The organism is Paraburkholderia sp. BR10923, assembly GCF_040948765.1.
In the GTDB taxonomy this organism is placed as follows: Bacteria; Pseudomonadota; Gammaproteobacteria; order Burkholderiales; family Burkholderiaceae; genus Paraburkholderia; species Paraburkholderia youngii.
The window spans coordinates 99,129-115,107 of the sequence record NZ_JBFPKO010000018.1; the positions used below are offsets into that span (position 1 = coordinate 99,129).

The window sequence follows — 15,979 nt, forward strand, 5'->3', positions numbered from 1 at the left end:
AGGATCGGCGCGCAAATCAGTAGAAATACCGCGGAGTACTCGCGGCATGCAAGGAGAGTACGAGGCCATGGTTCGCGTGAGTATCGAAGGGCGCGAGATTCAGGCGCCGGGCAATTGCTCGATTCTGCAGGCCATGGGGCATGCGGGGCAGACTCTCGTCGAGGGTGTCGGCTGCATGTCCCAGGGCGTGTGCGGCTCGTGCCGTGTAATGGTGCGGCGTAGCGGCGAGCAGGAAGTCAAAACCGCGCTCGCCTGCGAGACCCTCGTCGAAGAGGGCATGCAGGTCGCCTTCCTCGATTACTTCACCGAGTCGGAACGTCACCTGTATCGAATGGAAGAGATCAGCGACAGCTGGCAGGCGCTCGGCAAGATCGCCGAGATCTTCCCCGAAGCGGCGCATTGCCGTCATTGCAGCGGCTGCGATCGCGCCTGTCCGAAGGGGCTGGACGTGCAGCGCGGCGTGAACCTGGCGGTCGAGGGCAATCTGCCCGCATCGAGCCAGGTGTTCGACGAATGCGTGATGTGCAACCTGTGCACGCTCGCATGCCCCGAGCATATCCGGCCCAACCATCTGGGTGTGTTCGTGCGCCGGATGATCGCGTCGCTTTCGCTGCGTCCGGCCAATCTGATGCGACGGTTGCAGCAGATCGAGAGCGGCGAGCTGAAGATCGACTTCGATGCGCCTGGCGCTCAACCGCCGCGCTGAGCGGAGCGAATCGTCATGTCCGCCGGCATACCCTACGAAACCGCGCGGCAGCGCTACCGCCCCGGGATGGCGGCCACGCTCCGCGGCGACGACGTTCCGGTCGATGAACTGCTGAAGGCTTATCACCCCGATCATGGGCCGCATGCGCGGGTCGCGCTGAGTGTCGGGGTCAATCGCGGCGAGCCGTGTCAGCCCGATCTCGCGCGGCATCTGCAGGCCAACGCGCTGATCGACGATGTCGATATCGCCGGCGCGCAGCTGATGACGACCGACGTGCTGGTAATCGGCGGCGGTGGTGGCGGCTGCGCGGCGGCGCTCACTGCGGCGAAGCAGGGCGCGCGTGTGATCCTCGCCACCAAGCTGCGTCTTGGCGACAGCAACACCGTGATGGCCGAAGGCGGAATCCAGGCGGCCATCGGCGAGGACGACAGTCCCCAACTGCACTTCGAGGACACGCTTCGCGCCGGACACTTCTGCGGCGAGCCCGAACTCGTGGCCCAGATGGTGATGGACGGCCCCGACGTGATTCGCTGGCTGATCCAGCTCGGCATGATGTTCGATCTGGAAGAGGACCAGCCGCTTGGCGGCAATCTGCTGCGCAAGAAACCCGGGGGCGCGTCGGCGGCGCGCATTCTGTCGTATCGGGACTATACGGGCCTCGAAATGATGCGCGTGCTGCGCGAGGCGGTGGACCTCGACCCGGGCATCGAGTTGTGGAACCGCTGCCCGGTGGTAGAGCTGCTGTCCGACGAGCACGGCGGTTGCGCCGGCGCGGTGATCTATAACCTCGAATGGCGTACCTTCGTGCTGGTGCGCGCGCGCGCCGTGATCCTCGCCACCGGCGGCGCGGGGCGACTGCATCTGAATTCGTTTCCGACCTCGAACCACTACGGCGCCACCGCCGACGGCCTCGTGCTCGCCTACCGGATCGGCGCGCGCCTGCGCGAACTCGACTCGTTCCAGTACCATCCGACCGGCATCGCCTACCCGCACCATCTGGCGGGCGGCCTGATTTCCGAGGCGGCGCGCTCCGCGGGAGCGAGACTGCTGAACGGCGCAGGCGAACGTTTCGTCGACGAACTCAAGCCGCGCGACGTGGTCGCGTCGGCGATCCTGCGTGAGTGCGCACTAGGCCGCGGGATCGAGCGCGACGGCCAGCCCGGGGTGTTCCTCGATACGCCCACACTCGAAATCGAGCATCCGGGCATTCTGGCCAAACGCCTCATCACGCTTCGCCATCTTGCAGACAAGTGCGGCATCGATGCGGCGCAGGAGCCCTTCCTCGTTTATCCCACGCTCCACTACCAGAACGGCGGCGTCGCGATCGACAAAGATGGCGCCACCAGCGTCCCCGGCCTTTTCTGCGTCGGCGAGATGACGGGCGGCATCCACGGCCGCAACCGTCTGATGGGTAACGCGCTGCTCGACATTCTGAGCATGGGCCGCCGTGCCGGCGCGAAGGCCGCGCAATCGAGGGAGTGGGTGGTGACGAACCGCGCCGGAATCGGTCATGTGCACGCGTGGCAGAGAGAGCTGACGCTGGCGGGACTGCCGCTTCACGTGAAGGCGCCGCAGCTCTTTCCCGCCTATGCCCATTTCGATCTGCGAGTCGATGCGGGATTGCGCGCGAGCGCGCGGGGTCGCGTGATCGGCGGCATCCGGTGACGGGAACCACGGAGCACGCGATGCAAACGCTGAATCAGTGCTTGATGAGGGACGATTTCCGTGTCGGCGCCGACCTCGATGCATGGTTCGCGCGCGGCGGCGGCGAGGGACTCGCCAAAGCGCTGGACGACCCAGAGGCGATCATCGCCGAGCTCGCCCGGGCCGACTTGCGTGGCATGGGCGGCGCTGGCTTCCCCACGCATCGAAAATGGGCGCCGGTTGCGGCCGCCCCTGACGGCGACAAGTACGTCGTTTGCAATGGCAACGAAGACGAACCGGGCACCTTCAAGGATCGCTTTCTGCTCGAACACACACCGCATCAGGTGATCGAGGGCGCGCTGATCGCCGCGGTGGCGACGCGGGCCAACCATGTCGTCTTGTACGTGAATCCGCATCAGACGGGCTCGCTCACCGCGACTCGCGAGGCGGTCAAGGAGTGGTCGGGGCACCCGCAATTCGCCGCTGTCGAGCGTTGGATCGGCGCACCCGTGTCGCTTGGCGTCGTGCCTAGTTCGGGGTTGTACATCGGCGGAGAGGAAACGGCGGTGATCGCGAGCGTCGAAGGCGGCTTTCCGTTTCCTCGGCGCAAACCGCCTTTCCCGGCCGAGCAGGGCGTGCACGGCGCGCCGACCATCGTCAACAACGTCGAGACGCTGGCCCACGTGCCAGGGATTCTGCGTCACGGCGCGCAGTGGTACCGCGAGCTCGGAGCGGGGAGCGCGGCCGGAACCAAGCTCTATTCTCTTTCCGGCGACGTGCTGCGTCCCGGCCTGTACGAACTGCCAATGGGCACGAGCCTCGAGACGCTGGTGTTCCAGCACGGCGGCGGCATGTTGCAGGGCAAGGAGTTCAAGGCGGTCTTCACGGGCGGCCCATCGAACACGCTGCTGACCAAGCGCGATCTCGACGTGGCACTGGACTTCGATTCGGTGCGTCAACGCCGTTCGCGTCTGGGGACGGGCGCGATGATCGTAGTGTCGGAAGGCACCAGCATCGTGCGCAAGGTCGCGGACTACGTGAGCTTCTTCGCCCAGGGTTCGTGCGGGCAGTGCCCGCCTTGCAAGGGCGGAACGTTTCAGATGATGCGGCTTCTGAACCGGCTCGACACGGGCCGCGGCGTGCGTGCCGATCTGGATGCACTGGAGAATCTGTGCCGCGTTCTTCCCGGCAGCGGGCGTTGCGGTTTGATCGATGGCGCGGTGACGGTGGTGGAGAGTTCCATCGATCAGTTCCGCGCGGAATATGAAGCGCTGTTGATGGCGTAGGGGCAGGGCGGCCGATAGCGCGGCTAGAACGGCCAATACAACGGCGCAATGAACACGACCACCGCCATCGACCACAACACGATCAGCAGGCCGATCTTCCAGTAGTCGCCGAACTCATACGCGCCCGGGCCGTACGTGACGAGGTTGACCGGCGTGCTCATCGGCGTCATGTGCGCCGCGCCCGCACCGAGCGCGACAGCGACCAGGAACGGCGTCGCCGACACGCCGAGTTCCTGCGAGGTGGCGACCGCGATCGGCACCGTCACGAGCGCCGCCGAGTTGTTCGAGATCACCTGGGTCAGCACCGCGGCCACGCAGAAGAGTCCCGCCAGCACCGCGCGCGGACCGCCCGAGCCGACCGCCTGGATCACGTAATCACCGATCTGATACGCGAGTCCGGTGTTCGACATCGCGGTGGCGAGAGGAATCAGCGCACCGACCAGCACGCAGGTATTCCAGTCGATCGTGTACAGCTGGTTCAGTGTGATCACGCGCGTCAATACCATCGCGGTCACGCAAATCAGCGTCGCCACCGCGGGCGGTACCGCGTTCGTCGCGAGCAGGATGACCAGCACCGCGAGGATCACGAGCGCCTCGCGCGCGCCACGACTCAGTGCGATGGTCTGGCGCCGTACCATCTGCGGAGAATCGACCATCAGTATCTGCGGGTCGGAGAAGTGCTTGTCGAGCGCTTCCCATGTTCCCCTGAACAGCAGATGGTCGCCCGCGAGCAGCGTGGTCGACGGCTCGGGCACGTTGTTGCCGCCGCGCTGTATCGCGAGCACGATCAGATCGCCTTCGTGCGTCGCCATGCCCGGAAACACGGTTTGTCCGATCAGCCCCGAGCGCGGTGGTATCACGACTTCGGCGAGACCCGAAGAGCGATTGAACAGCGCATTCGTGACCGCCTGCGCTTCGGCGAGCGGCTCGCGAATCGCGAGATGCAAGTCGTTCGCGAGCCGGGCGACGCCTTGCGCGTCGCCGCGCACCAGCAGGTGATGGCCCTCGCTCGCTTCTTTCTGCGCGAGTTCGGCGCCTTCATCGTCGGTCAGGCCGAGCACGCTGACGCCGGGGTATGGCGACAGATCGATGCCGTCGAGCGTCTTGCCGATCAACGGCGAGCCCGCGCGCACGCGCAGCCGGAACACGCCGTCCGCGAGCCGGTATTGCTCGACCAGCGTGTGCGCGTGCTGGCTGAAATCGGCCGGCAGCGAATTCGAGCTGCGCCTGGGCAACAACAGCGGGCCGAGTATCAGAATGATCGCAAGGGTGCCGGCGAACAGCGGCAGACCCACGACCGACCATTCGAAGAAGCGGATCGGCGCGCCACCGAGCGTATCGGCCGCGCTCGATGCGATCACGTTGACCGGACTGCCGAGCAACGTGAGCTTCGCGCCGGTCAGGCACGCGATCGACACGGGCATCATCAGCTGCGACGGCGCGAGCTGCGTCTGCACGCAGATGATGACCGCGATCGGCAGCATTGCGACGACGGCGCCGTTCATGCCGATCAGCGCAGTGGATACCGCGGACAGGATCAGCAGCGACGCGATCAGTCGCTTGCGGCTGCTGCCCGAATGGCGAATCAGCCACTGTCCCGCCCATGTGCCGACACCGGTCGTTTCGAGGCCGATGCCGATGCCGAGCAGCGCCGCGATGAACACGATCAGCGGATCGCCGAAGCCGCTCAACGCCTCGCGCATCGTCAGCACGCCGGTCAGGTACAGCGCGATCAGCGACATCACCGCGACGACGGCGGCCGGCACCTTGTTCCAGATGAACAGCGCCATCGTCACGGCGAGGACCATCGAGGTCACGATCATCGGGTTCATCTGTTTTTTCCCGTCGTATGGAGCTGCGCGTCGCGGCCGGCTGTTTCGCGCCCGGTGCGAGAGCGCGGCAGCCTCGCCTGCCGGCCAATGCGGGAGCCGGTGCCGCTCCTCAATACCCGAGCGCGGCACCGTCGCCGCGCGGATCGGCGCCGCCTTCGTAAAAGCCCTGTTCGCGGTCGACACCGATCGCGTGCGCATGTCCCATGTTGTCGTTCCAGTCGGTGACCATCTGCACCGGCTGGCCGCGGCGCTTCAATTCGCGCACGACCTCGTCGGAGATGCGCCCCTCGAGCGACATGTTGCGCGACTTGGTACCCCACGTGCGGCCCATCAGCCAGCGCGGCGCCTCGATCGCCTGCTGCACGTCGTAGCCGAAGTCGACGATGCGGGTGACGAGCGCGGCCTGGGTTTGCGGCTGACCTTCGCCGCCCATCGAGCCGAACGCGAGGCAAGGCTTGCCGTCGCGGGTCATCAGTGCGGGAATCAGCGTGTGGAAAGTGCGCTTGCCCGGTTGAAGGCAGTTCGGGTGGTGTTCGTCGAGCGAGAAAAACGCGCCGCGGTTCTGCATGATGATGCCGGTGTCCCCGCCGAGCACGCCGCTGCCGAAGTCGTGATAGATGGACTGGATCAGCGACACCACCATGCCGTCCTTGTCGGCCGCGCAGAAGTAGCAGGTGTCGCCGTCCGGCGCGCGGCGGTCGTGCGGGTACTGATAGGCGATGCCGGGCGGGACCGTCGAGACGTCGAGCGCGCGTTCGGGGTCGAGCAGCTTGCGGCGTTCGTCGCAGTAGGCCTTCGTGATCAACTGGTCGACCGGAATCGTGACGAAGCGCGGGTCCGTCAACCACTCTTCGCGATCCGCGAACGCGATCTTCACCGCCTCGGCCAGGTGGTGATAGTAGTCCGCGGTGCCTTCGCCCCACGCGGTCACGTCGTAGCCTTCGATCAGGTTCAGGATCTGCAAAGGCGTGAAGCCCTGCGTGTTGGGCGGTAGCTCGTAGACCGTATGACCGCGATACGTCGTGCTGATCGGCGTGACCCATTCCGCACGGTACGCGGCGAAGTCGACCGGTTGCAGCGGCGAGCCGGCGGCGCCGACGCCGTCGCAGATACGCGCCGCGAGATCGCCTTCGTAGAAGCCGGCGCGCGGGCCCTGATCGGCGAGTTGCTGCAACGATTGCGACAGCGCGGTTTGCACGAGCTTCTCGCCGTCGGCGGGCACGCGGCCGCCCGGCATGAAGATCGCGGCCGTTTCCGGGTAGCGCGTGAGGATCGGCACGTCCTGCACGGTCCAGTCCGCGAGCGAGCGGGAGACCGGCACGCCGTCGCGCGCATAGCCGATTGCCGCCGCAAACAGTTCCGCCCAGTTCAGGCGCCCGAAGCGCTCGTGAGCGAGACGCCAGCCGTCGATCGCGCCCGGCACGGTCAGCACCGCCTGCGGGCCGCGCGCCGCGATTTCGTTGTCGATGGCGATGCCGCGATAGTGGGCTAGTGTCGCGCCTTGCGCCGCCGGTCCGCTCGCGTTGATCGCGTGAATCTGATCGCTGTTGCCGTCGGCGATCAGCCAGAAGCCGTCGCCGCCGAGCCCGGCCATGTGCGGATAGGCGACGCACAGCACCGCGTTCGCGGCAATCGCGGCATCGACCGCAGTTCCACCGCGTTGCAGCATCTCGACACCGGCCTGACTGGCCAGATAGTGCGGTGTGGCGACCATGCCATGCGGTGCGCGCGTGGGTGGGCGACCGGTACGAGGCCCATTAGGATGACTCATGGTGAAAAGCTCCCCTGAGGATGAGCCGCCGCAATGGCCCAGGCGCCTGATGCTTGCCGGGAGTGTGCGACGGCAAAGCAACTGCGGCGAAGGAACGCGCGCGCCGCTTCGATCAGGAAGCCCGATCGTCGAACTCGACGCCCGCGTCTCTGACTTTGTCGTTGGAGTGATCCATGAACCGCGTGATGATCGGCAATGCTCCACCGGCGATCACGCAGAGCAGCCCCAGCCCCAACAGCAGCATGTTGCCGGTGACCGAACCCCTGCTGGTGAGCGGAAAGCCCGCGAACATCAGGAGCAGCGCCAGGGTTTCCGCAACGAGCTTGTCCATACGGGTTACCTCACGCGAATATCACGAGGAGGATCGTGCCGATGCCGGTCAGGATGGCGACGATGACCGTCCACGGAAGGGCCAGCTTCATCACCGCGCCCTCCTGGCCCTTGATGCCGGAGATGCTGGTGCCCAGCACGATGTTCGCCGGGCCGATCGCGTTGCCATACGCACTGCCGGCGGCCTGCGCGGCGATGATCGCTTCGGTCGGCAGCGAATGAAGTTGCGCGACGTCGCTCTGCAAGCCGCCGAACAGCACGTTCGACGCGGTGCTGCTCGACGTCATGAAGGCGCCCAACGCGCCGATCACGCTCGCGATGCCCGCATAGACGAGCGGCGGCGACACATCGGCGATACCGTGCGCGAGCACCTGGGTCTGGCCGCTATGGTCGAGCACCCGGCTCGTAACGAGGAAAGCGATGACCGGCAGCGATGCGGGCACGCCGTCGACGATCAGCGAGCGCCCCAGATTCTCGCCGCCATGCCGCGATTGCCACGCGCCGTAGAAGCCGTTCACGCGGTACACGATCCACACGACGATCGCGGAGATCAGCAGCATCGTCCCCGGGTGGGTGAACGGCGAGAACGGCGCGTAACGCTCGACGGCCGCGTTTCGCACGCCAAAGCCCGTGGTCACTTCGGGAAACGGCAGGCCGATGCGGAATTGCCGCATCGCATCGTTCAATGGGCCAATCAGCAGAATGCCCAAGGTAACGACCGTCAGCACGACATAGGGCAGGAATGCCATGCCAAGACTCATCACCGGCTCTTCGGTTTCGGTCTGCATGCCGACGGCGGCCGGGTCCATCGCGGGGCGATCCGGGACTTCGGCGGCGGGAACCGGCTCCCTGAACCGACGCCAGCGCGAAAGCGGATACAGGGCGACCATCGCAACGGTTGCGGCGAGGAACGTCGACAGTTCAGGGCTCAGGAACGCGAAGATCAACTGGCCGAAGCCGAGGATCGTGCCGAGGATCAGGACCAGCGGCCATCCGTGACGCACCGCTGCCCAGCGCCCGTATAACCACACAATCAGCAGGCCGCCGAAGTACGTCGGAATGAGCAGCAGCAGGCACGATTCGAAAGCGGCGCGTCCCACGTCCTGGATGTCGGCCACCTGCAACGTTGCGAGCCAGCCGACACCGAGTGTGCCGAAGAAGCGTGCCCATGCGTGCGCGATGATCGAGATGGTGGCGGCATGGACCGGTCTCACACCGATCGCGAGCAAAAGGGGGGCGACGACAGCAATCGGCGCGCCGAAACCCGCAATGCCTTGAAGAAAAGATGAAAACACCCAGCCGAGCCCGAGAATGACGAATAAGTCATTTCGGCTGAAACGGGAAATGCCGTGTCGAAGTGCGTCGTAGCCACCGGCCTGTTTGGTGATCTGATAAAGCAGAAGCGCCGGCCACATTACATAGAGAATGAATATGGCGTCCCATACGCCTTTGCCACTCGCGACAGCCAAAGTCGTGATCGGAGTGCGGAATGCGAGTACGGCAATCAGGCCGGCGACGAACATTGCGCCAGGGCCCGCCTCGGGCGCCCGCCAACGCAGTGGCACGAGAAAGACAAGCAAGGCAATGATGGAAAGTGTTGCCAGAATCCAGTGAATTAGATCGACTGGAAGGGTTATGTCATTCATCGCTCTCCCTCTCGCAGTTGATACGCCTCGAATGCTGTGAGGGGGCACTTTTCTGTATGGCCCGAGCTAATAATAGTTCGTTTTCTTAATGCCGCAAGCTAGGAGCGGAAACGGGGATTTTATTGCGCTGCGGAAATTGATGTTTTAGCGCGGCGGGTTTTCGTCTGCAAAGGCGATGTGCGGATTTGAATAAACGATAATTAACGTTTTTAAATCGGCGTGGCGAACGCCTTTTGAAAAAATTGGCGCGCGATCGAATCAGCGCGCGCAAATCGATGACGGGAATGGATGCGGGCACCGGGACACTCACTCGTCCGCGAAAAAATGACCGATGAAGAAACAGCCGGCCGCAAGCGCAGCGCCCAGTACCGCGACCGTATAGGCAAGCCTGGAGCCATGCCACAAGCTATCGAACCATTGATGCAACTGCGCCATCAGCACCGCCGCATTGCCGCCGATTTGCTGTAGCTCGATCTGATAGCGCGGATCGACCATGCTGTACATCGCGACCGCGTTATCCGGCGGCGGCACGCTGACGTAAATGAGCAGCGCGGCGATCAGACTGACGACGAGGATCGCCGCGCCGGTGAAATAGAGCCGCTTCTGCAGCGGCGAGCGATGAGTGGAGGAAGGTGCGTCGTGATCGTTGCCGTTCATCGTTTCGTGGGTGGGCGCCTTGGCAGCCGTCAATGATGGAGCCGAACCGCCAGTATCGCAGAGCGCAGCCTGGGGCCAGGCGGACGCGCTCAACCCATCTAGTTCTTCGACGTCAGCAGCTTGATCCCGGCAATCCCGAACATCACCGCGAGCGAGCCGTCGAGCCAGCGCCGGATCGCCGTATAGACGCGCCGCGCGGACGCCGTCGAAAACAGCATCGCGTAGCTGCTGAACACCGTCGCGCCGATCACCATGCAGCCAAGCACGACCGGCATCACGTGCGCGGCGCCGTGTACCGGCGACATCGCGAGCGACACGATCGACAGCCACACGAGCACCGCCTTGGGATTGGTCAGATGCAGCAAAAGGCCGCGCAGATAGAGCCGCCCGAGCGGTTCGTCGACGCGCGCCGCGCTCGCGGCCGGCTTGCCGGCGCTCAACGCCGAGCGCGCGGACTTGAAGCCGAGCCACAGCAGATACAGCCCGCCCGCGATCCGGATCGCCACGAGGCATTCCGAGTAGGTGGCGAGCACCGCCGACAGCCCGAGCGACGCGAGCAGCGCCCATGAGAACGAGCCCGATACCACCCCGAGCGCGAACGCCAATGCCGCGCGCCGGCCCGCGCTCATCGCGAGCGACATGATCGCGAGATTGCTCGGCCCAGGGCTCGCGGTGCCGACGAAATAGGCGCTGTAGGCGATCAGGACATCGGCGGTGAGCACAGGGCTGGCGATCATGGCGGGTAGATGTAAGGGCGGGGTGCGTGTTCGGCAATGCCATGCAACGCACCACACGGCCGGTTGAATGAAGCAACGATTCTGCGCGCCGTCGCGCGCCGCTCACAGATACAGTTGCGCGTACGTATGGCAGCACACTCGATTCGAAGCCGAATCGAACGTGCGTTGAACGCGGTGCGCCAAGCGCTCAACCGTGCGCCGCGCTCGCAATACACTCCGCCAACGCATCGGCGACAACCGGCCGACTGTGCCGCGGCCGCAGCACGAGTCCGATCTCACGCTCGAAAGTCGCATCGCCGAGTTCGAGTGCGACGACGCCCGCCGGCCATTTGCCGAGCCCGGCCGTATTCGGAATCAGCGCGACACCCATGCCGCGCGCGACCAGTTGCACGATCGCCTGCAACTCGTCGAGCTCGACCGCATCGCGCACCCCAAGGCGCGCGCGCCGCAGAAAACGATCGACTAGCCGCCCGCCGAACGACGCGCGGTCGTAGCGGATGAACGGCTCTCTGCGCAGCAGTTCACGCCACGAGCGGCCGCCGCGCACGAGCTTTTTCGGCGCGAGCAGCACGAACGGTTCGGCGACGAGCGTGCGCCATTCGAGCTCCGACGGCAGCGCGAACGGCGGCTTGATGATGACGGCCAGATCGAGCTCGCCCGAATCGACCTGGCCGAGCAGCCCCAGCGACACGCCCGGCACCGCGCGAATCCGCCAGCCGGGACGGTCGACGCGAAAGCGCGCGAGCGCGTCGGCCAGCAGCGCCACCTGCGCGGACGCGATCGCGCCGACCCGCAGCATGCCGCTTTCGGCGGCGCCGCCGCTGCGCTCGGAGAGCCGCGCGTAGAGCGTCATCATTTCCTCGGCGAGCGCGAGCGTTTCGCGGCCCGCCTCGTTGAGCGTCGCCGAGCGGCCGGTGCGGTCGAACAGCGGGAAGCCGAGTTCCTGCTCGAGCCGCTGCATCTGCGCGCTGACCGCCGATTGCGTGAGCCCGATGCGCGCGCCCGCGCCGGAAAACGTGCCGTACTGGCTGACGGCGATGAAGGTTTTCAACTCGCTGAGCATGATCGATCAATCGATTTTGGTGATGGTCAGGTCAAATATATATCGTTTCTCAACATTTTTATTCATGGTTAGACTTTGCCTCATCTGAGCCGATTCCCTGCCGTGCGAGTCGTGCCAGTCGTAACCCAATCCTCACACCCACCCAGCGGGTCTTCCTATCATGAGCGTTGCCGAAACCGCTTTGCCGCCGTTCCACCTGGCGTTTCCTGTTCACAGCCTCGCCGCCGCGCGCGAGTTTTACGGCGAATTGCTCGGCTGCCCGGAAGGGCGCAGCTCGGACGCGTGGGTCGATTTCAATTTCTACGGTCATCAGATCGTCGCGCATCTGGCGCCGGATGAAGTCGGTCACCGTCATACCAGTGCCGTGGATGGCGACGCGGTGCCGGTGCGCCACTTCGGCGCGGTGCTGTCGATGGAGCAATGGCAGGCCGCCGCGGATAAACTGCAGAAGGCCGGCGTCGAATTCATCATCGAACCGCATGTGCGCTTCAAGGGCGAGGTCGGCGAGCAGGCGACGATGTTCTTCCTCGATCCGTCGGGCAATGCGCTCGAGTTCAAGGCGTTCGCCGATATGTCGTCACTGTTCGCCAAATAAGCGTCGCTGGCGTTGACGCCGGCACACGGATAGCTGCAAATGAGAAGGCCGGTCGACCATTCAGGTTTGACCGGCCTTTTTCGTTGAAGGGGAATGACCGCGCGAAGCAAAATCGACTCGTGTTGCGAATAAAACTGAAAGCATGTTTCACAATATTTCGAACGACGGCCCTGCGGTGAATCAGCAAACGTTCCATTAACTGCGCGTAAATTTATTCAACAAACGTTTGCCTGGCGCCTAATTAGCTGCAAATCCGGCAATTGCTTTTCGCCTTCAAAAATGGCGCATTTGCTTTCAACAAGCTTCCTGACAATTTCGCCATTCTCGCGCCATGCAGGCGTTGGTGCTACCGATCTAGCATAAGCGGAGATTCAATCCCTCCCTCCACCCGCATTTTCTCTGGCCCGTTTCAATGTGGATCGTCAACGTAGCGCTTAAGCGGCCATACACGTTCATCGTGATGGCGATTCTGATCGTGCTGGCGACGCCCTTCGTGCTGTTCACCACGCCCGTCGACGTGCTGCCGGAAATCAACATTCCGGTCGTCAGCATCATCTGGACGTACACCGGGCTGTCGGCCGAGGACATGGCCACCCGCATCACGTCGGTCAACGAGCGGAGTCTGACCACGACGGTCAACGACATCGAACATATCGAATCGCAGTCGCTGCCCGGCATCGCGATCCTGAAGGTGTTTCTGCAGCCGAACGCGAACATCCAGACGGCCATCGCGCAGACGGTCGCCGTCGAGCAGGCGCAGTTGAAGCAGATGCCGCCGGGCGCCACCGCGCCGCTCGTCATCAGCTACTCGGCTTCCAGTATTCCGGTGATCCAACTCGGTCTGTCGAGTCCGAAGCTCTCGGAGCAGGACCTGAACGACACCGCGCTGAACTTCCTGCGTCCGCAACTCGTGACGATTCCGGGCGCGGCCGTGCCGTACCCGTATGGCGGCAAATCGCGGCTGATCTCGGTCGACCTCGATACGCGCGCGATGCTGGCCAAGGGCCTGACGCCGGCCGATGTGGTTAACGCGTTCAACGCGCAAAACCTGATTCTGCCCACCGGCACGGCCAAGATCGGGCCGAAGGAATACACGATCGACATGAACGGTTCGCCGCCGACGCTGGAAGGCCTCAACGATATTCCGGTGCGTACCGTCAACGGCGCGACGACCTATCTGCGTGAAGTCGCGCATGTGCGCGACGGCTACTCGCCCCAGACCAACATCGTGCGGCAGAACGGCCATCGCGGCGTGCTGATGTCGGTGCTGAAGAACGGCAACGCGTCGACACTGTCGATCGTCGATACGTTGAAAGGCCTGTTACCGGCCGCGCGCGCCGCGCTGCCGCCGGATCTGCAGATCACCGCGCTGTTCGACCAGTCGGTGTTCGTGAAGGCGGCGGTGCAGGGCGTGGTGCGCGAGGCGCTGGTCGCGGCCGCGCTGACCGCCGCGATGATCCTGCTGTTCCTCGGCAACTGGCGCAGCACCTGCATCATCGCGATCTCGATTCCGCTGTCCATCCTGTCGTCGCTGATCGTGCTGCACGCGCTCGGGCAGACCATCAACATCATGACGCTGGGCGGCCTCGCGCTCGCGGTCGGTATCCTGGTGGACGACGCGACCGTGACGATCGAGAACATCGAGCGGCACCTGCACATGGGCACCAATCTGCACGACGCGATTCTCGACGGCGCCGGCGAAATCGCGGTGCCGGCGCTGGTGTCGACGCTGTGTATCTGTATCGTGTTCGTGCCGATGTTCTTCCTGACCGGCGTCGCGCGCTATCTGTTCGTGCCGCTCGCGGAAGCGGTGGTGTTCGCGATGCTCGCGTCGTACATCCTGTCGCGTACGCTGGTGCCGACGCTCGCGATGCTGCTGATGGGCCACGCGCACAAGCCGAAGGCGGGCGCGAAGCCGGGTCTGTTCACGCGTCTGTATCACCGCTTCGACGCCGGCTTCGAGCGCATGCGCGCGGCCTACATCATGATCCTGAGCAGCCTGCTCGTGCGCCGCAAGATGTTCGGCACGCTGTTCCTCGGTTTCTGCGTGCTGTCGATGGGTCTGTTTTTTGCGCTCGGCGAAGACTTCTTCCCGAGCGTCGACGCGGGCGACATCCGTCTGCACATGCGCGCGCCGACCGGCACGCGGATCGAGGAAACCGCGCGGCTGGCCGACGAGGTCGAGAAGGTGATCCGCGAAGTCGTGCCGCCCAAAGAGTTGGGCACGATTCTCGACAACCTCGGCCTGCCGTATAGCGGCATCAACCTGTCGTACAGCAATGCGGGCACGATGGGCACGCTCGACGGCGAGATCCAGATCGCGTTGAACGAAGGCCACGAGCCGTCGCAGATCTACATGGACAAGCTGCGCACGATCCTGCCGCAGCGTTTCCCGGGCGTCGAGTTCTTCTTTCAGCCCGCCGATATCGTCACGCAGATCCTGAACTTCGGCCTGCCCGCCGCGGTGGACGTGCAGATTGCCGGCGCGAATCAGCAGGGCAACCTCGATGTCGCGCGCAAGCTGTTGAAGCAGGTGCGCTTGATTCCCGGCACCGTCGACACGCATATCCAGCAAAAGCTCGACGAACCGGTGCTCGGTCTGAACATGGACCGTACCCGCCTGCAACAACTGAACCTGACCGCGAACGACGTCGCGCAGAACGTGCTCGTTTCGCTATCGGGCAGCTCGCAGACGTCGCCGGGCTTCTGGGTCAACAACAGGAACGGCGTCGAATACAGGGTCCAGGTGCAAACGCCGCAGTACCAGGTGTCGTCGATCGACGAGCTGCTGCGCACCCCGGTGTCGGCCACGATGAACGGGCCGACGCAACTGCTCGGCAACCTCGTGCAGGTGTCGCCGAAGAGCCAGTTCGCGGAAGTCACGCATTACAACATCCGGCCGGTGATCGATCTTTTTGTGAGCGTTGAAAAGCGCGATCTGGGCAGCGTGGCGAATCAGGTCGACAGGATCGTCAACGAGGTGCGCGGTACGCTGCCGCGCGGCAGCACGATCACCGTGCGCGGCCAGGTACAGACCATGCGCAGTTCGTTCTTTGGGCTCGGCATCGGCGTCGCGATGGCGATCGTGCTCGTGTATCTGCTGATCGTCGTGAACTTCCAGTCGTGGGTCGATCCGCTGATCATCGTCAGCGCGTTGCCGGCGGCGCTCGCGGGCATCATGTGGATGCTGTTCCTGACCGGCACCCACTTGAGCGTGCCGGCGCTGACCGGCGCGATCATGACGATGGGCGTCGCGACCGCGAACAGTATTCTGATGGTCGCGTTCGCGCGCCAGCGGCTCTCGGCCGGCGCGCCGCCGCTCGCGGCCGCGCTCGAAGCCGGGGCGAGCCGGATCCGTCCGGTGTTGATGACCGCGTTCGCGATGATCATCGGCATGATTCCGATGGCGCTTGGTCTCGGCGAGGGCGCCGAGCAGAATGCGCCGCTCGGCCGCGCGGTGATCGGCGGCTTGCTGTTCGCGACCGTATCGACGCTGTTTTTCGTGCCGCTCGTGTTCGCGGGCATTCACTCGTGGCTTGCGCGCCGTCATCGCAACGGCGGCGGCGACAACGGCGGCGATGGCGGTGGAACGGGCGGCAATGGCGGTGGAACAGGCGGTGATGGCGGTCGAAGCAGTGGCCATAGCGACAGCCCCGCGCCGGAACACAGCAGTGCGGCGACGCCCGCGTAAAAGTTAAACGATGGTTGACTG

12 protein-coding genes are annotated in these 15,979 nt (G+C 64.6%); 5 read left to right on the plus strand and 7 right to left on the minus strand.

The genetic code is table 11. The features are described 5' to 3' along the window. Nucleotides 1–67 precede the first annotated feature (67 nt). Genes AB3X94_RS28130 through AB3X94_RS28140 form a run of 3 tightly spaced genes read left to right on the plus strand, consistent with a single transcriptional unit; the run spans nt 68 to nt 3,636 of the window. Nucleotides 68–706, plus strand: coding sequence for a 2Fe-2S iron-sulfur cluster-binding protein (locus tag AB3X94_RS28130; RefSeq protein WP_176107796.1), 639 nt, complete (start codon nt 68–70; stop codon nt 704–706). Between the two features lie 15 nt (nt 707–721). Continuing rightward, a complete protein-coding gene (locus AB3X94_RS28135; protein WP_368613300.1) occupies nt 722–2,371 on the plus strand; it encodes an FAD-binding protein in 1,650 nt (549 codons plus the stop codon). Between the two features lie 20 nt (nt 2,372–2,391). Next, nucleotides 2,392–3,636, plus strand: coding sequence for an NADH-quinone oxidoreductase subunit F (locus tag AB3X94_RS28140; RefSeq protein WP_368613301.1), 1,245 nt, complete (start codon nt 2,392–2,394; stop codon nt 3,634–3,636). Nucleotides 3,637–3,659: 23 nt separating this feature from the next. Here the strand turns inward: AB3X94_RS28140 and AB3X94_RS28145 are convergent, their stop codons facing one another. The 7 genes from AB3X94_RS28145 to AB3X94_RS28175 all read right to left on the minus strand — a co-directional run bounded on the left by AB3X94_RS28145 (nt 3,660) and on the right by AB3X94_RS28175 (nt 11,672). Continuing rightward, nucleotides 3,660–5,468, minus strand: a complete 1,809-nt coding sequence (locus AB3X94_RS28145) for an SLC13 family permease (RefSeq protein WP_368613302.1) — start codon at nt 5,466–5,468, stop codon at nt 3,660–3,662. Nucleotides 5,469–5,577: 109 nt separating this feature from the next. After that, nucleotides 5,578–7,239, minus strand: coding sequence for a gamma-glutamyltransferase (ggt, locus tag AB3X94_RS28150; RefSeq protein WP_368613303.1), 1,662 nt, complete (start codon nt 7,237–7,239; stop codon nt 5,578–5,580). A 112-nt stretch (nt 7,240–7,351) separates the two neighbouring features. Continuing rightward, the gene (locus AB3X94_RS28155) at nt 7,352–7,570 is read right to left on the minus strand and encodes a hypothetical protein (RefSeq protein WP_013091366.1); all 219 of its coding nucleotides are present in this window, start codon (nt 7,568–7,570) and stop codon (nt 7,352–7,354) included. Between the two features lie 10 nt (nt 7,571–7,580). Then, entirely contained in the window at nt 7,581–9,215 is a 1,635-nt protein-coding gene (locus AB3X94_RS28160; protein WP_176107801.1) for an L-lactate permease, read from the minus strand. 306 nt (nt 9,216–9,521) lie between these two features. Continuing rightward, nucleotides 9,522–9,872 (minus strand): hypothetical protein, encoded by a 351-nt coding sequence (locus tag AB3X94_RS28165; RefSeq protein WP_176107802.1) that lies wholly within the window; start codon nt 9,870–9,872, stop codon nt 9,522–9,524. Between the two features lie 98 nt (nt 9,873–9,970). Beyond that, entirely contained in the window at nt 9,971–10,609 is a 639-nt protein-coding gene (locus AB3X94_RS28170) for a LysE family translocator (RefSeq protein ID WP_176107803.1), read from the minus strand. A 187-nt stretch (nt 10,610–10,796) separates the two neighbouring features. Further along, nucleotides 10,797–11,672 carry a LysR family transcriptional regulator gene (locus AB3X94_RS28175; RefSeq protein ID WP_368613304.1) on the minus strand — a complete coding sequence of 292 codons (876 nt, stop codon included), beginning with the start codon at nt 11,670–11,672 and terminating at the stop codon, nt 10,797–10,799. Between the two features lie 160 nt (nt 11,673–11,832). Between AB3X94_RS28175 and AB3X94_RS28180 the strand changes: the two genes are divergently transcribed. Both AB3X94_RS28180 and AB3X94_RS28185 read left to right on the plus strand, forming a co-directional pair. Continuing rightward, nucleotides 11,833–12,267 carry a VOC family protein gene (locus AB3X94_RS28180; protein WP_176107805.1) on the plus strand — a complete coding sequence of 145 codons (435 nt, stop codon included), beginning with the start codon at nt 11,833–11,835 and terminating at the stop codon, nt 12,265–12,267. 412 nt (nt 12,268–12,679) lie between these two features. After that, nucleotides 12,680–15,958, plus strand: a complete 3,279-nt coding sequence (locus AB3X94_RS28185) for an efflux RND transporter permease subunit (RefSeq protein WP_368613305.1) — start codon at nt 12,680–12,682, stop codon at nt 15,956–15,958. The last annotated feature ends 21 nt before the right edge of the window (nt 15,959–15,979 follow it).